This window comes from Jongsikchunia kroppenstedtii DSM 45133 (assembly GCF_000380485.1).
Classification (GTDB): Bacteria; Actinomycetota; Actinomycetes; order Mycobacteriales; family Mycobacteriaceae; genus Jongsikchunia; species Jongsikchunia kroppenstedtii.
In genome coordinates, this window is sequence record NZ_AQYG01000051.1 from 24,746 (window position 1) to 43,321 (window position 18,576).

Here is an 18,576-nt window from a genome sequence, read left to right on the forward strand (position 1 = left end):
TCACAACTGCACCTCCAGGCTGAGCAGATCCTCGATGGTCTCGCGGCGCAGCATCAGCCGAGCGCCGCCGCCCGCGACCGCGATAACCGCGGGACGAGTCGCCAGATTGTATCGGCTGGACATCGAGTAGCAGTACGCCCCGGTGGCGCCGACCGCGAGCAGATCACCAGGCGCCACATCGGCCGGCAGCCAGCAGTCACGGACGACAATATCGCCGCTCTCGCAATGCTTTCCGACGACACGGCTGACCGCCGCGGGCGCATCCGAGACGCGCGACACCAGTCGCACATCGTATTCGGCCTGGTAGAGCGCGGTGCGAATGTTGTCGCTCATTCCGCCGTCCACCGACACGTACCGCCGGGTGGCATTGCCGTCCAACGCGACATCCTTGACGGTGCCGACGCGGTACAGCGTGATCCCGGCGGGGCCGGCGATCGCCCGGCCCGGCTCGACGGCCAGCGTCGGGACCGGCAGTCCCAGCAGCCCCGCCTCGGCGGCGACGATGTCGGTCAGTTTGGCCGCCAACTCCGACATCGGCGGCGGATCGTCCGACGGAAGGTACGAGATGCCCAGGCCGCCGCCCAGATCCAGGATCGACAGCTGCGCCGTCTTCTCGACGCCGAACTCGGCGACGATATCCCGCAGCAGACTGAGCACGCGGCGCGCGGCGATCTCGAACCCGTCGACTTCGAAGATCTGCGAGCCGATGTGGCTGTGCAGACCGACCAGCCGCAGGTTGTCGGCGGCGAACACCTGCCGGACCGCATCAAGGGCAGTGTCGCCGGCGAGGGCGAAGCCGAACTTCTGATCCTCGTGCGCCGTCGAGATGAACTCGTGGGTATGGGCCTCGACACCGGGCGTCACCCGGATCAGGACATCGGCAACAACGCCATGCCGGTCGGCGATGTCGTCGAGCCGCTCGATCTCGACCGCCGAGTCGAGCACGACGTGCCCGACGCCGGAGGTAACCGCCAGGTCCAGCTCATCGACCGACTTGTTGTTGCCGTGCAACGCGATTCGGTCGGCCGGGAAGCCCGCGCGCAGCGCCAGCTGCAGCTCGCCCGACGAACACACGTCGAGCGACAGACCCTCCTGCTCGACCCACTGCGCGACCTGCAGCGACAGGAAGGCCTTCGACGCGTAGTGCACCTTGGCCTGCGGCCCGAAGGCCTGCTTGATGTCGCGGCAGTTGGCGCGGAAGTCATCCTCGTCCATGACAAACAGCGGGGTGCCGTAGGTCTGCGCGAGATCGGTCAGCGGCTGCCCGTTGACCCGGACGACGCCGTCATCGCCGCGCACGGCACCGCGCGGCCACACGTTGTCCGGGATCGTCATCATGTCGTCAGAACCGTTCGGCGCCGCCGCCAGGCCCGGCGCGTGCGAGAGCGTTTGTTCGGCATGCCGGGGCCCGGCCGGATGCGCGTTCACATGCGCTCCGGTGCGCTCACGCCGACCAGCTCCAGGCCGTTGGCCAGCACCTGTGCGGTCGCCCCGCACAGCGCCAGCCGCGCGGCATGCAGATCGGTCGGGTCCTCGTCGCCCTGCGGCAGCACCCGGCAGCGGTCGTAGAACCGGTGGTACGAGCCGGCCAGGGCCTCCAGGTACCGGCACACGCGATGCGGCTCGCGCAGCTCGGCCGCGGTCCGCACGACCTCCGGGAAGTCGGCGAGGCTGCGGATCAGCTCCCCCTCGGCCGGCTCCGTCAGCAGATCGAGATGCTCGTCGCTCGCGGCGATGCCGAGATCGGCGGCGTTGCGAGCGATCGCGCACAGCCGGGCATGCGCGTATTGCACGTAGTAGACCGGGTTCTCGTTGGTCTGGCTGGCCAGCAGGTTCAGGTCGATATCGATGTTGACGTCCACCGACGAACGGATCAGCGAGTAGCGAGCGGCGTCGACGCCGACCGCGTCGACCAGGTCGTCGAGGGTGATGACCGTTCCGGCGCGCTTGCTCATCCGGACCGGCTGGCCGTCGCGCACCAGGTTGACCATCTGCCCGATCAGCACCTCGACGGTGTCCGGGTCGTCTCCCAGCGCCGCGGCGGCGGCCTTCAGGCGCACCACGTAGCCGTGATGGTCGGCGCCGAGCATGTAGATGAGGTGGTCGAAGCCGCGTTCCCGCTTGTCGCGGACATACGCGATGTCGCCGGCGATATAGGCATGCTTGCCGTCGCTCTTGATGACGACGCGATCCTTGTCGTCGCCGTAGTTGGTGGACCGCAGCCACCAGGCGCCGTCCTTCTCGTACAGGTTGTCGGACGCCTTGAGCTGCTCGATCGCCCGGTCGACACCGCCGGTGTCGAACATCGAGTTCTCGTGCGTGTAGACGTCGAAGTCGGTGCCGAAGTCATGCAGACTCTTCTTGATGGCACCGAACATCAGGTTCACGCCGGTCTCCCGGAACGACTCCAGCTGCTCGTCCTCCGGCTGTTCCAGGATGCCGGGCATCGCCGAAACCACCTGGGCGGCAATGTCGTTGATGTACTCGCCGGCGTAACCGTCCTCGGGCGTCGGCTGGCCCAGCGCCGCGGCCCGCAGCGACTTGGCGAAGCGATCGATCTGCTCGCCGTGATCGTTGAAGTAGTACTCACGTACCACTCGGGCGCCTTCGGCCGACAGCACGCGGCCGAGGGCATCGCCCACCGCCGCCCACCGGGTGCCGCCGAGATGGATCGGACCGGTCGGGTTGGCCGAGACGAATTCGAGGTTGATCGACTGCCCCGCCAGCGAGTCGCCCGTGCCGAAGTCGGCTCCGGCGGTGCGCACGGTCGCAACGACCTGATTCTGGGTGGCAGCAGCCAACCGGATATTGACGAAGCCGGGGCCCGCGATCTCGGCGGTGCTGATCGCCGGATCGGCGGCCAGTGCCTCGGCCAGCCAGCCGGCCAGCTCGCGCGGGTTGGCGCCGACCTTCTTGCCCAGCTGCAGGGCGATATTCGTGGCGTAGTCGCCGTGGTCGGGGTTGCGGGGCCGCTCGACCGTCACCTGCTCGGGAACCGCGGACTGGTCGAGTCCGTGATCGGCGAGCACGGCCAGGGTGGTGGCGCGCAGCAACGTCGCGAGTTCGGTGGGATTCACAGCGTCAATAGTATGGGCCGACCAAACCGGCGGCTCGCCCGGTGCTCACGGCCGCTCCCGCTAGTCGACCAGGTTTTTGCGGAGCTCGCGCTTGAGGATCTTGCCGGACGGATTGCGCGGGATCTCCTCGACGATCATCAGGTCGTGCGGCAGCTTGTAGGTGGCGATCCGACTGCCGAGGAAATCGCGTAGTTCGCCCAGCTCAAGTCCGGTATCCGGGGCCAGCGTCACCACCGCCACGATGCTCTCGCCGTAGTCGGGATGCGGCCGGCCGAGCACCGCGACATCGCGGATCGCCGGATGCCCGGCCGCGGCCTGCTCCACCTCGATCGAATACACGTTGCGACCGCCGGTGATGATCATGTCCTTGAGCCGGTCGACCAGCGTGATGTAGCCGTCCTCATCGACGACGCAGACGTCGCCGGTGTGCAGCCAGCCGTCGATGATGGTGCTGGCGGTGGCCTCGGGCTTGTTCCAGTACTCCTTCATCACCATCTCGCTGCGCAGCACCATCTCGCCGGCGTCGCCGGGCGCGGTGTCGTTGCCGTCGGGGTCCACGATCCGGCATTCGGTGTACAGCCCGCCCTGGCGACCGTTGGCGTCGGGCCGGGCCCGCACCTGCTCGTGACTGGAGAAGATGCCGCCCGGACCGGCCTCGGTCTGGCCGCACAGCTGAATGAACCGGACACTCGGCAGCGTCTCGATCAGCTGCTCGATGGCGGTCGGCGGCATCGGCGCCGCACCGAACGTCGCCACCCGCCACGACGACAGGTCGCGCTCCCCGATGCCCGGCTGGCGCAACAGAAACTGGTACATGGTCGGGACGCCGAAGAAGGCCGTGATCCGCTCCCGCTCCAGCGTCTCGAGCACGGCGGCCGGATCGAATCCGGGATGCACCACGTGCGTCGCGCCGAGCAGCGTGCCGGCGACGATGAACAGGTTGAGCTCGGCGGAGTGGTACAGCGGCGCCACATGCAGGATCCGCTCCCCCTCGATGAAGCCGCAGTTGCCGATCGTCGACATCGCGATCCAGATGACGCGATGGTGATCGAACAAGGCGCCCTTGGGATTTCCGGTCGTACCGGACGTGTACAGGATCTCGCAGTCGTCGAACTCGTCGACCACGGTGTCGACCGGGTCGCCCCGCCAGTCGACCGCGAGGGCCAGCAGATCCTCGAGCCCCTCGGCCGGGCCGAGCGTCAGCTGCGACACCGATTCCGGCAGCACGCCCGCCACGAGGGTCTCGAAATTCGGATCCATCACCAGCATCGACGCGCCGCTGTCGCGCACGATGTAATCGACCTCCGGGGCCGCCGATGCCGGGTTCACCGGCACGAAGATCGCCCCGAGCCGCTGGGCCGCGTAGAAGGTGATCACGAACCGATCGGAATTCTTCGCCAGCAAGGCCAGCCGGTCCCCCTTGCGCACACCCCGATCGCGCAGCACCCCGGCCACTCGATCGACCTGAGCATCGAGTTCGCGGTAGCTGTACGTCCGGTCGGCGAAGACGAGTGCCCTGCGTTCGGGAACCCGTGCGGCACTGGAACGCAACGATGAATCGATAGTTGGCATGCCTACATAGCTACCGTCCTATGCGAACACATGTGCCGCTTTCGGCAGACTCGCGAAATCCATTGCCTCAACGCGAGAAAGTTCGATCTCGGCTGCGGCGTACATTCAATCCATGGATGGCACAACAGCGGCAATAGTCGCGATCACGTTCCTGTGGCTCGGGATGGTCCTGGCGATCTCGTTCCTGGAAGCGCCACTCAAGTTCCAGACCCCGGGCCTCGACCTCGCGACCGGTCTCAGCATCGGGCGGATCGTGTTCCGGGCGTTGAACACCGTCGAGACATTCCTCGCGATCGCCATCATCATCCTGGTATCGGTCGGACATCCCGGAACGGCCGCCCGCTGGCTCCTGGTCGCCGCGGTGGCAGTTCTGGCGATCCAGCTGGTGGCGGTGCGTCCGGCACTGTCCCGGCGATCCGATGCCGTGCTGGCCGGCGAGGGCGGCGACAAGCGGTCGCACGCGCACCTGGTCTACGTCGCATTCGAACTGATGAAGGTTGGTCTGCTGCTGGCCGGCGGAATCGCGCTGCTGGCCTGAAAACGACTCCGCGCCCCCGAGTGGGAGGCGCGGTGACGAAGAACTCTGGTGCCCCCGGCAGGATTCGAACCTGCGGCCTTTCGCTCCGGAGGCGAACGCTCTATCCCCTGAGCTACGGGGGCTCGGGCCGGATCAGCCTAACGTATGGCCGCCGCGAAACTCAAAGCGGCATCACGCTCCCGCGCGCCGCGATCGCCCACCCGTGATGCTCAGTCCGTGGCGGCCATGAGTTCGACTCGGGTGCCGTCCGGGTCGGCGAGGAACACCAGGTCCACACCGGGGCTCTGCCGCGTCTGTGGCAGCAGCGTCCCACCGAACTGCTGGAGCCGTTCCACCATGGAATCGATGTCGGACACCCAGAACGAGAGGTGCGTCAGGCCCAGCTGGTTCCGCTGACTCGACGGTGTCCCCACGGCGCCGGGGCGACGCCACTCGATCAGTTCGATGCGCAGCGCATCGTGGGTGATCATCTGCGACACGATCGCCGCGGAGTCCCCGACCTCGAGTGCCAGCCCCAGACCTGGGAGTTGCTCTGTGTTCAGCTCATAGCGTTCGGCGGGCACGGCGCCCAGCCCGTCGCAGTAGAACTGCATGGAGCGGGCCAGGTCAACGACACAGAGACCGACGTGAGACCAGCGAGTGTTCGCCTGTGCGGGTGCAGAATTCGGGTTCATGACGGCAGTCTGACACCAGAGAACAGCAGGAGGACACCCCGATCCCAGGCAGTGGACACCCCACTAGCCCGCCGATCTAGAGCGACACCAGGTGCGCGCCGCCGACCGCGCGGTACCGGTCGGGAGTGCATGTCAGAACGATGATCTGGCAGTCGCGACCGGCGTGCCGCAGCACGGCACCGACGGTCTCGAGCCGATCCGGATCGGTGTAGCCGAGCGCGTCGTCGATGATCACCGGCACGCCGTCGGCCGGGTCGACCACCATGGCGCAGGCCAGCCGCACGATGATGCCCAACTGCTCCTTGGCGCCGCCCGACAGCGAGTCCAGCGGGACCGTGATGCCGTCGAGCGTGCGGGACACCACCTGCAGCTCCTGATCGATCTCGACGGCGAAGCTCGACCCGAACACCACGCGACCCAATCGCTCGACGGCGTCGGTGAACGGGCGCACATACCGATTGCGCGCGTCGTCGCGGTGCCTGGTGAGCGCGCCGAGCAGCACGCGGGCCGCCTCTGCACGCCCCTGCACGCGCCGCAGATGATCCTCCGCCGCCGCCAATTCCGCTTCGGCAGTGGATAGTTGGTCGAACCGCCCCTCCGCCGCCCGTACCTCCACCCGGGTCGACAACTCGGTGACGCGGGCGGCGAGGGCGGCCAGCCGCTCGGTACCGTCGGCGACCACATCAGCCACGTTGTCGCGATGCAGAGCCGCGCTGTCGACATCGAGGGCGGCCAACTCGCTCTCGATCTCCGCCAGACGTTGCCGTTCGGCCGCCAGATCGACGGGTTCATCCGCGGATTCGGCCTCGGCCGTGGACAATTCCTCCTGCGCCGCACCAAGCGCGGCATGCTGGTTGTCGCGCTGCTGCTCCAGCATCTCGACCTGCCCGGACAGCGCCGCCTGCTGCACCGACAGCTGCTCACGGCGGCCCTGCAACGCGTCGAGCTGATCGCGCGCCGCGGCACATCGTTCCTGCGCGGCCACGGGATCGAGGTCCGCCTCCGCCGGCTCCGCGACACCAGTCACCTCGGCCCGGATCGTGGCGTCGGCGAGATCGGCACGGATGTCGGACAATTCACGCCCGTCGAGCACGGCGTCGATCTCGATCCGGAGATCATCGACGGCGCGCTGGACGCGGGACCGTTCCAGCGCCGACGCCTGCGCAGCCGACAGGTCCGCCACATCGAACTCGGCCAACGCCGCGGCGAGCGCCTCGGCCGCCCGGGCGTGCTCTCGGTCGCGTTCCTGGACATCAGGACCCGGGGTCACCTGCACGCTGATGACGCCGTCGACGGTGATCTCCGTAGCCGCGCTGACGGCCAGTTCGGCTGTCCCGCAGAGTGATTCGCCGTTGACCAGTACGTCCTCGGCGCCCAGCTGTTCGACCCGCAACCCCGGTGCGGCGGCATCCTTTGCCGCCCGCGCGATCGCCTCGGCCGTGGCCAGCTCGGTCAGACGGGACAGCACCGATTCGTCGATCGGCAGCCGCGACAGCCGCTCGCGTGACGCATCTCGCTCGGCCACCAGCGCATCGGCCCGATCGATCAGCGTCGACAGCCGCTGCACCTGATCGGCCGCGGCGCGCCGACGCTCGGCGTCCCGCGCGGCCAGCACCGCCGCCTCGGCATCCGCGAGTTCGGCGCGGGTGCCGTTCAGGTCGGCCACCAGCGCCTCGGCTTCGGCGGCGCACTCGGCCACCGCGCCGGTCAGCTCTGACAGCCGAATCTCGCTGCGCTGCAATTGTTCTGCGAGATCGTCGTGATGCTGCTGCAGACGCCGACGATGGGTGTCGGACCGGGCGGCGGCATCGGCCCGGGCCTGGCCGACGGCCAGGTCGGCGCGCGCCGTATCGCGGCGGCGGACGACCTCGGCCGCGGCCGCCAGCCGCTGATCCAGTTGCACCAACTCCACGCGCGCCAGCTCATGCGTCCGGGCGAGCTCGCTCTGCCGCGCGACCGCGTCATCAAGCGCCACCATGTCGTCGCAGGCCTCGTCGAAGGCTCGCCGACGCTGTTCCATCAGCTCCCGCGCCGACTCCACGGCCGCCAGCGCATCGGCCAGCTCCCGGGCGGGCTTGCCCAATCCCGGTGTGTAGTAACGCTCATGTTCGGCGATCGCTGCGCCGAGTAGACCGCTCCCCGCCCCGGCGTCGTCCGAGATCACGGCAGGGCCGCCCCCGAGCTCGGGTGCCGCCGCCGCATCGAGCGCCCGCGACAGGGCGCTGCTGCCGGCCAACGACGTCGGCTCGGCGGCGACGCCCTGTACCAGCCGGAGTGCCGCATACAACGACATATCGACCTCGTCGGCGAGCACCCGCTGCACCCACTGATCGGCCTCTCGACCCGAAAGCTGTTGTGTACGTGGTGACAGCACCGACAACTCGGTGCGATGCGCGCGGTTGAACTGCTTGCGATACACGAATGTGTAATCACCGCAGGATATCTCCGCCTCGACGACCGAGCCGACATCGCGGCCCGCGGGCGCAATCGACCGCACGGCTGCGCTACGGCTGTCGGACCGACGCTCCAGCAGCAGGTCGAGCGCCTCGATCATCGACGACTTGCCGACCTCGTTGGCGCCCTCGACCACGGTCACCCCGTGGTCCGCGAAGACCACTTCGCGCTCCTCGATGCCGCGAAAATCACTCAGCCGCAGTCGATGCAGCCTCATGAGTCGCACTCCGACGCCAACCGATAGAGCAGCGCGAGCGCGTCCCGCGCGGACGCGTCGGCCGCCGACGCGGCGGCCAGCTCATCCGCGGTCGCGGACGCGTAGCCGGTCAGGCCGAGGCGGGCCAGGTCGTCCGGCGTCGGTTCCAGCAGCAGCCGCCGATCGGGATCCGTCCAACGCTGCACGGCCGCGAACCGGTCCGCCGCCGTCTCGAGCAGTTCTTCCAACACGGTGTTGGTCTCCAGCGAGACCACGCCCGACAACCGCAGCCGAAGCACCGACCTGGACTTCGCCGGAATCGATTCGAGCTGCGCGGCCAGCGATTCCACGTCGGCGGCCGTGTTGATCTCCGTCTCGATCGACCGGAACGTCCACTGTCCCACCGAATGCCGTTGCACCTGCACCGCCGAACGACTCGCGGTGACCACCAGCGCGTGCCCGGGATCGGCCTCGCGGCTGTCGAAGTCGGTGACCTCGTGCGCACCCGAATACCAGATGCGACCGCTGTCGCCGATGTCGGTCACCGAATGCCGATCACCCAGTGCCACATAGTCGATCAGGCCGTCTGCCAGCGCCTCCTGCAACCCCGACACTCCGATGGCGGCGGGGTTGGCGGCCGTCGGATCCAGCGCATCGACGATGCCGTGGCCGGCCACGATGCGCACGGCATCATGGTGGGGCAACCGGGTCACCTGATCGGCCAGCAGATCGGTCAGCGGCCGCTTCGACGTCCACGGCGCGGCAACGAGTTCCACGCCGTCCCGGATGCGGGTGACGCCCGCATCCAGGACGTGCACATTGGCCGGCCGATGCCGCTCGAACGTCGACGCGCGGTAGATGCTCGCCCGGTCGAGCGGATCGTGATTGCCGGGCAACAGATACACCGGCAGGCCGATGTCGCCCATCTCATCGAGGGCCCGCCGAACCACCTGTGGCGAGACCTGATGATCCTCGAAAACATCGCCGCAGACGAGTACGAACTCGGCATGATGCGCCCGGGCCAGGCCACCGATCCGGCCGATCCCGTCGATTCGGCTCGCGGTGAATCGCGCCTGCGCATCGGCGTCCAGGAACCGCCTGGTCATGCCGAGCTGCCAATCTGCAGTATGCACGAATGTCACCGTGACATTCGGCCCGCTCACTGCGCTCCCGGCGCCGGCAACCTCCGGTAGCGGAAGCACGTGTGCTGCCGTCATCACGCACCTCCTCGCCGCATCGACCTGGTGAAATACCTACTCCGGCGATCCTACGAGCGAGATCCGACAAGCCCCGGCTCCGACACGGGCTCGAGCGGCGGGCAAAAGACGTCAGGCCGAAGCCGGCTGCGCCGTGCCCGCGATCCACTCCCCAAGGTAGGCAAGGGACTTCAGCGCGGCCTCGTCGTCCCGGTCGATCAGCCACCATTGGAAAGTGCCGAAGATCGTCTGCAGCGCCACCCGGGCGATCTTCTTCTCGTCGCCATTCCACGACGTCTGGGTGCGCTGCCCCATCTCCACCAGGTAGGCGTAACCAAACTTCTCGGCGAATCCCTGCTGCTGACGAGCCTGATCGGCGGACGCCGACTCGTCCGGCTGCCGCAGCGAGAACAGCATCGACTCCTGCACCAGCAGCCAGCGATTGGGGATCTGCGCGACGGTGTGGAACAGCGACGACAGCGTCGAGTCCAGCGTGGCCGACAGGGCGTCCAGGCCGGTGCCCTGCTGGGTGGTGTCGATCGAACCGAGCAGCACGTCGAGCGCCTCGGCGATGATCCGCTCGATCATCGCTGCGACGAGCTCTTCTTTGTCCTCGAAGCAGTAGTGCACGACGCCGAGCGACACGCCGGCCTCCTCGGCCACGGCGCGGACGGTGACGGCGGCCAGGCCCCTGCGCTCGGCCAGCGCGAGCGCGCTCTCGGCGAGCTGCGCGCGACGATCCGGCAACGAAAGCCTGCTCATGGTGGTCACCTTTCGGTCTGCGTCCCGCCGGGCGGCAGCGGTCTACTGGTTATAGCCGTCTTGATGCGAAACACAAAGACCGGCCCCGCGAACGGGACCGGTCCTCGTGATCCGATCAGTCGACCTGGGCCGGGACACCGGCACTCTCGGCCGGCGGAATGGCCACCGGCACGGCCATCGGCTTGGGCCGCACGAAGAACCACGACACCGAGGCCGCCAGCAGCAGCATGGCCGCCGGGAGGTACAGCGTCTCGCCGATCGCGTCGGAGAACCCGCTCTTGATGTGATCGAGGACCGGCCCCGGAAGGTGCGACATATCCCCGCGGCTGCCTTCACCGAGCTTCATCCCGGGCAGGTAGTCCGTCATCCGCATCTGCAGCAGCCCGAAGATCGCGGCGCTGCCGATCACCGAACCGACCTGACGCACCGTGTTGTACACACCCGCGGCGGCTCCGGCCTGGGTGAGCGGCAGGTTGCGGTTGGCGGTGGCCGCCAGCGGCGCCCAGATGCCCGCACTGCCGATACCGAGAACGGCCATCGGGATGAGCAGCACCCACACCGGAGTGTCCGGGCGGGACACCACCGCGAACATCCAGATTGCCGCGGAGGCGAGCAGGAACGACGGAACGATGACCATGCGCGGGTGCAACTTGTCGGCCGCACGCCCGATGATCGGCGCCAGGATGCCGGTCATCACGGCCATCGGCACGGTCACCAGCGCGGCCCGCGTCGGACTCATCCCGCCGACCAGCTGCAGGAAGTAGTTGAGCGGGAACAACATTCCGGTGACGGTGAAACCCATCGCGGCGATGCCGATGCTCGACAGCGTGAAGTTGCGATCGCGGAACAGCGACAGCGGCACCAGCGGCTCGGACTTGGTCGTGGCCTGCCACCAGACGAAGACGACCATGACGAGCACGCCCGCGACGATGAGTCCCCAGATCCATCCGGCCCAGTCGTATCGCTGTCCGTCCTGGACCGCGAACACGATCGCGGTCAGGCCGATCGCCGACAGGACCAGACCGATGATGTCGAACTTGTGCTCATTGGTGGGCAGATGCGGCACGAGGGCCCAGGCCAGCACGACGCCGAGAATGCCGAACGGGACGTTGATGTAGAAGATCCACTCCCAACCCAGGTTGTCCACCAGAACGCCGCCGACCAGCGGGCCGACCAGGGTCGCCACGCCTGCGACCGTGCCCCACAGGCCCATCGCCGCGCCGCGCTTGTCCGCGGGGAAGACGCGGGTGATGACGGCCATCGTCTGCGGCGTGATGAGCGCCGCGCCGATGCCCTGCAGGCCGCGAGCGATGATCAGCTCGGTGATCGATCCCGAGAGCCCGCACCAGACGCTGGCGATGGTGAAGATGATCAGACCGAGCTGGTAGAGGTTCTTCGGGCCGACCCGGTCGCCGAGGCGGCCGGTGATGAGCAGCGGGACTGCGTAGGTGAGCAGGTAGGCGCTGGTGACCCAGGCGACGCCGTTCATGTCGGTGTGCAGCTTGGACTGAATGGTCGGCTGCGCCACCGAGACGATAGTCATGTCGACCAGGATCATGAAGAAGCCGACGCACATCGCGCCGAGGGTGGCCCAGGGGCTCACCGGCCGCCCGCGAAACACGAGCGTCGTTGGTGCGGTCATGATTTGCCTTTCAAGTTATTGGAAGTGATGTGGGCCGGCAGCGTCGGCGGATGATCGTCCAGCCAAGGCAGCGATTTGTCGGCCAAGCGATCGATCAGATCGTCGAGCCAGTCGGCCTGCGCGACCAGGGTTGCCCGTCGGCATCCCACGTCGAGCATGAAGATTTCGTGCGACCCCTGATCGATAGCACAGGCCACCGACACATCGAGTTCGTCGATGTCTGCTCGCAGCGACCGCACGCGGCGCTCCAGCATCTCGATGACCTGCGTCCGGGGAAGCCCGTGGGCCTCGGCGAGGCCCAGATAGAGCTCCGGGAACTCCTGTCGGGACCCGGCGAGCATGTCGGCGATCGCCGACGCGAACGCGGTCCGGCCCGCGTCGGTCGCCTCATAGACCGTGCGCTCGGGCCGATTTCCCTCGCGCACCGTCCCGTGGACCGCTACCAGTTCGTCGCGTTCCAGCCGATCGACCGTGTGATACAACGAGCCCGGCCGGACCTTCGCCAGCCGATCCTCCTTGCGCGCCAGGAGAACCTGCACCATCTCGTAGGGATGCATCGGCCGCTCCAGCAGCAAGCCCAGCACCATGACCGCCAACGGCGTCAGCGTGCCGGCTTCGCAGCGCTCCCCACGCATCGAATCTCCTCCATTCCGTTTATTCCAAGTGGAATATACGGAGCGGAAGTCCGTGTCGGCAAGACCCGATAACCTGTGATCGTGACCACCGATAAGCCGCAGGTCGGGAGCGAGACGGGCCCGGACGAGGAGTTCGTCCGGGATGCCCGATATATCGCCACCCGGATCACTCGCACGAGCCCGGACTACCCGGTCGAGGCGGGCCGCTACCGCCTGGTCGTGGCGCGCGCATGCCCTTGGGCCAACCGCGCGATCATCGTGCGCCGGCTGCTCGGACTCGAGAACGCCATCTCGATGGGCATGTGCGGGCCCACCCACGATGCGGACAGCTGGACCTTCGATCTCGACCCCGGCGGCGTCGACCCGGTCCTCGGCATCCCGCGCATCAAAGACGCCTATCTCAAGCGCGATCCCGACTACCCGCGCGGCATCACCGTTCCGGCGATCGTCGATATCCCGAGCGGCGCCGTCGTCACCAACGACTACCCGCAGATCACCATCGACTTCTCGCTCGAGTGGACCGAACACCATCGGCCCGGTGCGCCCCAGCTGTACCCCGAGCCGCAGCGCGCCGAGATCGACGAGGTCAGCGACGTCGTGTTCCGGGACGTCAACAACGGCGTGTACCGCTGCGGATTCGCCGGCGGCCAGTCGGCATACGACCGCGCCTACACCCAGCTGTTCGATCGGTTGGACTGGCTCTCGGAACGGCTTGCGACACAGCGCTATCTGGTCGGCGACACCATCACCGAGGCCGACGTCCGGCTGTTCACCACGCTGGCCCGGTTCGACGCGGTCTATCACGGCCATTTCAAATGCAACCGCTCCACGCTCTCGGCGATGCCCGTGCTCTGGGCGTACGCGCGCGATCTGTTCCAGACACCCGGATTCGGCGATACCGTCGATTTCACCCAGATCAAGCAGCACTATTACCTCGTCCACCGGGACATCAATCCCACCGGGATAGTCCCCGACGGCCCCGACCTGTCCGGCTGGCGCACCGCGCATCATCGCGAGCAGCTCGGCGGTCGGCCGTTCGGCGACGGCACCCCGCCGCCGCCACCTCTCCCCGCTGAGACCGTTCCCGAAGGGCAGGGCGCCTGATGCTCTCCAAGAAGTCACTCGCCGGCACGTCATTGGTCGACCGCATCGGCCAGGTGCAGGCACCGACCGTGTCGAGGTATGTCCGCGGCGTACGGCTGGCGCATCCGGATGAGTCGCCGGCGCAGATCATCGAACGCCTGGAACGCCGATTCATGCTGACGGTCACCGGATCCGGCAGCGCGGTCGGCGCGGCGGCGGCGTTCCCGGGGGTCGGCACCGTCACCTCGCTGGTGGCGATCGGCGGCGAAGCGGCGTTCTTCCTCGAAGCGTCGACCCTGCTCACGCTCGCGATCGCGGAGATCCACGGGATTCACACCGACGACTCCGAACGCCGCGCTGCACTCGTCATGGCCGTTGCGCTCGGCGACGAGGGCGCCCTGGCGCTCGCCAAAGCTCTTGGCAGCAAACGCGGTTCGATGAATGCCATCGCGAACGGCGCCCTCCCTACGCCGGTGCTGCGGACCCTGAACAAGCAGCTGACCCAACGCCTGATGAAGCGCTACGCGAAGGCCGCGCCGATGACCGTGGGCAAATTGCTGCCGGCCGGCATCGGGGCCGCGATCGGCGGCGTCGGCAACCGTGCCCTCGGCAAGAAGATCATCAGCAACTCCCGCGAAGCATTCGGCGCGCCCCCGCAGCAGTGGCCGAACGCCCCGCGGACCCTGCCGAACATCGCGCGAACGCTGCCCGGATCGTCACGCAAGCTGGGCCGCGCAACTGTCGATGACTGATCCATCCCCGCGTGCGCGGGGATGGATCCGCCGGCTGACCCGGGAATGCCTGCGATATCGCCTCGTCGTGACGGTGACGCTGGTGGCGACGCTCGCCGGCGTCGCAGTGGATCTGTCGATCCCGCTGCTGACCAAGACGGCGATCGACTCCGCCACCGGAGCCGGTGCCCGGGTATCGCTCACCGCGATCGCGCTGGTGCTGGTGGGGCTCGGCTGCACCCGGTTCGCATGCCAATACGCCCGCCGCTACAGCGCCGGCCTGTTGTCGCTGCGCACGCAGAACCGGCTGCGGCTGGATCTGATGGGGACGCTGCTGCGCTTGTCCGGGCGGGATCAGGACCGCCTCAGCGTCGGGCAGCTCGTCTCCCGGTCGATCACCGATCTCCAGCTGATCCAGGGGCTGCTGGCGATGGTGCCGCTCGCCCTGGGCGCGGCCGTCCAGGTGGTGCTGTCACTGGTCGTGATGCTGTACCTGTCGCCGACACTCACCTGCGTTGCGCTGCTGGTGATTCCGGCGATCGGGCTGGTCGTGCTGCGCGGCCGCCGCGCGCTCTTCGCGGCGACGTGGTCGGCCCAGCAATCGGCGGCCGACCTCGCCCAGCATGTCGAGGAGACGGTGACCGGGGTCCGAGTCGTCAAGGGGTTCGGCCAGGAGGACCGGGCCGTCGACGACCTGATCGGACACGGCCGGCGGCTGTTCGCGATGAGACTGCGTGCCGCGCGGCTCAATTCCTGGTTCACCCCGACGGTGTCGGCCATCCCGCAACTGGGAATGGTCGCGGTCATCGCCCTCGGCGGTTACCTCACGATGCACGGATCCATCACCGTCGGAACGTTCTTGGCATTCGCCAGCTATGTGACCACGATGACCGGGCTGGCGCGGCTGGTCACCAACGTGGTCGTCGCGGGCCAGCTCGCCCGCGCCGCGGTCGACCGGGTGTACGAGGTGATCGACCAGCCCACCGATCCGCTGCTGGAGCAGACCAGCGTCGCACCGGACGGACCGGTCGGTCTCCGATTCGATTCCGTCGGTTTCACATTCGGCTCGCCCGACGGCACGCGCGACGGCGCCCCGGTTCTGCGCGACGTCTCCCTGACCGTGGCGGCCGGCGAATGCGTCGCGGTGATCGGCGGTCCAGGCTCCGGCAAGTCGACTCTCGCCCTGCTCGCCGATCGCGTGTACTCCCCGAACACCGGCCGCATCTCGCTCGTCGGCGCCGACAAGGACGTCGACATCGCAACGCTGTCGGCCGAGCAACTGCACGGCACGGTGGCCATCGCGTTCGACGAACCGTTCCTCTACTCCGACTCCGTCGGCGCCAACATCGCCCTCGGACAACCTGATTCGGCCGGACCGAGTATCGAGGACGCCGCCCACCGCGCGGCCGCCGACGAGTTCATCGACCGGCTCCCAAGCGGCTACGACTCGGTTGTGGGCGAACGGGGACTCACCCTGTCCGGCGGCCAGCGCCAGCGGATCGCGTTGGCGCGCACACTCTTCGCCGATCCCCGCGTGCTGATCCTGGACGACGCCACCTCTGCCGTCGACGCGACCACCGAGACCGCGATCTTCGCCGAGCTGCGCCGCGACCGCACCCGCAATACCGGCCGCACCATGCTGGTGCTCGCCCATCGCCGATCCACACTGGCGCTGGCCGACCGGGTCGCCGTGATGGACGGCGGCCGCATCGTCGACATCGGCACCGAGGCCGAATTGGAATCGCGCAGCCCGCTGTTCCGGTCGCTGATGAGTTCGGCTCCCGACGCGGTCGACACCGCCGATGCCGCGGCGATCGACGTGGTCGACATGGAGGCGCTGTGGCCCGATGTCGATGAGCCGGACGTAGACGGGCCCGGCGGCGGCCGAAGGTCGGCGCGCGTCGACCTCGCCGCCGATGCGGCACCCGGTGGCCGCGGTGGCGGCGGCGGAATGGGCGGCGGCCGAGGCGGTTTCGGCAGCGGCGGCCCGATGACCGGCGCGCTCGGCGCGATGCAGGCGAGCCCGGAATTGCTCGATGCGGTCGCCAAGCTCGCACCCGCGACCGAAGACCCGCAGGTCGACGACGACGACGCGCGCGCCGACCGGCCCGAGTTCAATCTCCGCCAACTGCTGACCCCGGTGCGCTGGCTGCTGCTCGTCGCCGTGTTGTGCATGGCGGTCGACACCGGCATCTCGCTGGCGTTCCCCACCATCGGCCGCATCGGCATCAACAGCGCCGTGTCGCAGCACGCGGGGGCCCTCTGGGCCGCGACGGCATTCGGCGTCGTGCTGGTCGGCGTCGACTGGATCATCACCGCGGTCATGACGCTCACGACCGCCCGCAGCGGCGAACGGGTGCTGTATGCGCTGCGGGTGCGCAGCTACGCGCATCTGCAGCGACTGGGCCTGGACTACTACGAGCGCGAGCTGTCCGGACGCATCATGACCCGGATGACGACCGACGTCGATGCGCTGTCGACATTCCTGCAGACCGGGCTGACGTCGGCCGTGGTGAGCACATTGACAGTGATCGGCGTGGCCGTCGCGCTCGTCGTCACCGACCCGTCGCTCGGCTCGCTGGTACTGATCCTGCTGATCCCGATCGCAATCGCGACACTGGTCTTCCGGCGGGTGTCCTCCCGGGCGTACACCCGGTCGCGCGAGCTGATCAGTGTGGTCAACGCCGACTTCCAGGAGAACGTCACCGGCCTGCGCACCACCCAGGCGTATCGCCATACCGACGCCGCGGCGACCCGGTTCGCGACGCTCGCCGATCGCTATGTCCGCGCGAGAATGGTGTCGCAGCAGGCGATCTCGATCTTCTTCCCGTTCATCACGCTGATGTCGGACACGGCCACGGCGGTCGTCATCGGCATCGGCGGACATCAGGTGGCCCGCGGCGAGACATCGGCCGGCACTCTCGTCGCCTTCGTCCTCTACCTGGGCATGATGTTCAGCCCGGTGCAGCAGTTGTCCCAGGTGTTCGACGGATATCAGCAGGCACTCGTCGGCCTGCGGCGGATCGGCGAGCTGCTCGCCACCCCGACCAGCGTGCTGGCCGCCCCGGCGGGCGGCGGACCCGCCACGAACGGCACCGGGCCGGGCGTGCCGACACCCGCCTCGTTCACCGGTCACGCCGAACTCGACGGCGTCAGTTTCCGCTACTCGGGCGCCGAGTCGAATGCGCTCACCGACGTCACGCTCGACCTGCCGCCGGGCCGCAGCCTCGCCCTGGTCGGCCAGACCGGCGCGGGCAAGTCGACGATCGTCAAGCTGCTGGCCCGTTACTACGACCCGACCGCGGGCAGCGTCCGGATGGACGGCACCGATATCCGGCGGTTCCCGCTCGCCGGCTACCGCTCCCGGCTCGGCGTCGTCCCGCAGGAGGCACACCTGTTCTCGGGCACCGTCGCCACCAATATCGCCTACGGCCGCCCCGACGCCACCCGTGAACAGATCGCGGACGCGGCGCGCGGGGTCGGGGCGCTGTCGATGATCGCCGGGCTGCCCGGCGGCATGACGCACCCCATCGGCGAACGGGGTCAGGGATTGTCCGCGGGCCAGCGTCAGCTGATCGCCCTGGCCCGCGCCGAGCTGGTCGACCCGGACCTACTGCTCCTCGACGAGGCGACCGCCACCCTCGATCAGGCGACCGAACGCCGCGTCCTCGCCGCCAGCGACGCGCTGACCAGGCGCCGCACCGCGGTGATCGTGGCGCACCGGCTGGCGACCGCCGCCCGGGCGGACTCGATCGCGGTCGTCGCGGACGGCCGGGTCGTCGAACGGGGCACCCATCGCGAGCTGCTGGACGCCGACGGCGCCTACGCCCGACTATGGGCCGCGGGGCGCGATCCACACCTCGCTTTCGACGCCGCGATGGAGCCCGATCACTGACCGCGATGTCCGACCGTTCCCGCCCAGCGGGAGCGGTTTGGTGTCAGCGAACCGGCTCCAGCGATCATTCGTGTGAATCATCACAACCCGTCGTAACATCGGCAGACGGACGAGGGCTAGC

Annotated in this window: 13 protein-coding genes and 1 tRNA gene; 4 read left to right on the forward strand and 10 right to left on the reverse strand. The window is 68.4% G+C overall.

Going from position 1 to position 18,576, the window contains the following annotated elements; genetic code table 11:
• From lysA to G341_RS0118085, 3 genes are read right to left on the reverse strand one after another with little or no spacing between them, the layout of a single operon-like run.
• Positions 1 to 1,428: a diaminopimelate decarboxylase gene (gene lysA, locus G341_RS0118075; protein WP_018180577.1), complete on the reverse strand. Its 1,428-nt coding sequence runs from the start codon at positions 1,426 to 1,428 to the stop codon at positions 1 to 3.
• Entirely contained in the window at positions 1,425 to 3,077 is a 1,653-nt protein-coding gene (gene argS / locus G341_RS0118080) for an arginine--tRNA ligase (protein WP_018180578.1), read from the reverse strand. Before argS ends, lysA begins: the two co-directional genes overlap by 4 nt.
• Before the next feature lie 60 nt (positions 3,078 to 3,137).
• Positions 3,138 to 4,649 carry a class I adenylate-forming enzyme family protein gene (locus G341_RS0118085; protein WP_026303852.1) on the reverse strand — a complete coding sequence of 504 codons (1,512 nt, stop codon included), beginning with the start codon at positions 4,647 to 4,649 and terminating at the stop codon, positions 3,138 to 3,140.
• A 112-nt stretch (positions 4,650 to 4,761) separates the two neighbouring features.
• Here G341_RS0118085 and G341_RS0118090 point away from each other — a divergent pair, with 112 nt between their 5' ends.
• On the forward strand, positions 4,762 to 5,187 hold the full coding sequence (locus G341_RS0118090; RefSeq protein WP_018180580.1) for a hypothetical protein: 426 nt from the start codon (positions 4,762 to 4,764) through the stop codon (positions 5,185 to 5,187).
• A gap of 46 nt (positions 5,188 to 5,233) precedes the next feature.
• Here G341_RS0118090 and G341_RS0118095 read toward each other — a convergent pair.
• From G341_RS0118095 to G341_RS0118125, 7 genes are all read right to left on the reverse strand, one after another.
• A tRNA-Arg gene (locus tag G341_RS0118095) sits at positions 5,234 to 5,309 on the reverse strand.
• A gap of 87 nt (positions 5,310 to 5,396) precedes the next feature.
• Positions 5,397 to 5,861 (reverse strand): VOC family protein, encoded by a 465-nt coding sequence (locus G341_RS23175; RefSeq protein ID WP_081622609.1) that lies wholly within the window; start codon positions 5,859 to 5,861, stop codon positions 5,397 to 5,399.
• Positions 5,862 to 5,937: 76 nt separating this feature from the next.
• Positions 5,938 to 8,532 (reverse strand): AAA family ATPase, encoded by a 2,595-nt coding sequence (locus G341_RS23180; protein ID WP_018180582.1) that lies wholly within the window; start codon positions 8,530 to 8,532, stop codon positions 5,938 to 5,940.
• On the reverse strand, positions 8,529 to 9,728 hold the full coding sequence (locus tag G341_RS22495) for a metallophosphoesterase family protein (RefSeq protein WP_018180583.1): 1,200 nt from the start codon (positions 9,726 to 9,728) through the stop codon (positions 8,529 to 8,531). Before G341_RS22495 ends, G341_RS23180 begins: the two co-directional genes overlap by 4 nt.
• A 111-nt stretch (positions 9,729 to 9,839) precedes the next feature.
• Positions 9,840 to 10,469 (reverse strand): TetR/AcrR family transcriptional regulator, encoded by a 630-nt coding sequence (locus tag G341_RS0118115; RefSeq protein ID WP_043451986.1) that lies wholly within the window; start codon positions 10,467 to 10,469, stop codon positions 9,840 to 9,842.
• A gap of 115 nt (positions 10,470 to 10,584) precedes the next feature.
• Positions 10,585 to 12,111, reverse strand: a complete 1,527-nt coding sequence (locus G341_RS0118120; RefSeq protein WP_051092875.1) for a DHA2 family efflux MFS transporter permease subunit — start codon at positions 12,109 to 12,111, stop codon at positions 10,585 to 10,587.
• Entirely contained in the window at positions 12,108 to 12,746 is a 639-nt protein-coding gene (locus G341_RS0118125; RefSeq protein ID WP_018180586.1) for a PadR family transcriptional regulator, read from the reverse strand. The genes G341_RS0118120 and G341_RS0118125 overlap by 4 nt, the downstream gene beginning before the upstream one ends.
• Positions 12,747 to 12,821: 75 nt before the next feature.
• Here G341_RS0118125 and G341_RS0118130 point away from each other — a divergent pair, with 75 nt between their 5' ends.
• From G341_RS0118130 to G341_RS22505, 3 genes are read left to right on the forward strand one after another with little or no spacing between them, the layout of a single operon-like run.
• Positions 12,822 to 13,850, forward strand: a complete 1,029-nt coding sequence (locus G341_RS0118130; RefSeq protein WP_018180587.1) for a glutathione S-transferase family protein — start codon at positions 12,822 to 12,824, stop codon at positions 13,848 to 13,850.
• The gene (locus G341_RS22500; protein WP_018180588.1) at positions 13,850 to 14,581 is read left to right on the forward strand and encodes a hypothetical protein; all 732 of its coding nucleotides are present in this window, start codon (positions 13,850 to 13,852) and stop codon (positions 14,579 to 14,581) included. The genes G341_RS0118130 and G341_RS22500 overlap by 1 nt, the downstream gene beginning before the upstream one ends.
• A complete protein-coding gene (locus G341_RS22505) occupies positions 14,574 to 18,455 on the forward strand; it encodes an ABC transporter ATP-binding protein (RefSeq protein WP_018180589.1) in 3,882 nt (1,293 codons plus the stop codon). The genes G341_RS22500 and G341_RS22505 overlap by 8 nt, the downstream gene beginning before the upstream one ends.
• The last annotated feature ends 121 nt before the right edge of the window (positions 18,456 to 18,576 follow it).

What these genes read in the sequence shown, in the direction of transcription:
- G341_RS22505 (WP_018180589.1), top strand. Translation starts at nt 14,574, where the DNA reads ATGACTGATCCATCCCCGCGTGCGCGGGGATGGATCCGCCGGCTGACC.
- G341_RS23180 (WP_018180582.1), bottom strand. Translation starts at nt 8,532, where the DNA reads ATGAGGCTGCATCGACTGCGGCTGAGTGATTTTCGCGGCATCGAGGAG.
- G341_RS0118120 (WP_051092875.1), bottom strand. Translation starts at nt 12,111, where the DNA reads ATGACCGCACCAACGACGCTCGTGTTTCGCGGGCGGCCGGTGAGCCCC.
- G341_RS23175 (WP_081622609.1), bottom strand. Translation starts at nt 5,861, where the DNA reads ATGAACCCGAATTCTGCACCCGCACAGGCGAACACTCGCTGGTCTCAC.
- G341_RS0118125 (WP_018180586.1), bottom strand. Translation starts at nt 12,746, where the DNA reads ATGCGTGGGGAGCGCTGCGAAGCCGGCACGCTGACGCCGTTGGCGGTC.
- G341_RS22495 (WP_018180583.1), bottom strand. Translation starts at nt 9,728, where the DNA reads ATGACGGCAGCACACGTGCTTCCGCTACCGGAGGTTGCCGGCGCCGGG.
- G341_RS0118085 (WP_026303852.1), bottom strand. Translation starts at nt 4,649, where the DNA reads ATGCCAACTATCGATTCATCGTTGCGTTCCAGTGCCGCACGGGTTCCC.
- G341_RS0118115 (WP_043451986.1), bottom strand. Translation starts at nt 10,469, where the DNA reads ATGAGCAGGCTTTCGTTGCCGGATCGTCGCGCGCAGCTCGCCGAGAGC.
- G341_RS22500 (WP_018180588.1), top strand. Translation starts at nt 13,850, where the DNA reads ATGCTCTCCAAGAAGTCACTCGCCGGCACGTCATTGGTCGACCGCATC.
- G341_RS0118090 (WP_018180580.1), top strand. Translation starts at nt 4,762, where the DNA reads ATGGATGGCACAACAGCGGCAATAGTCGCGATCACGTTCCTGTGGCTC.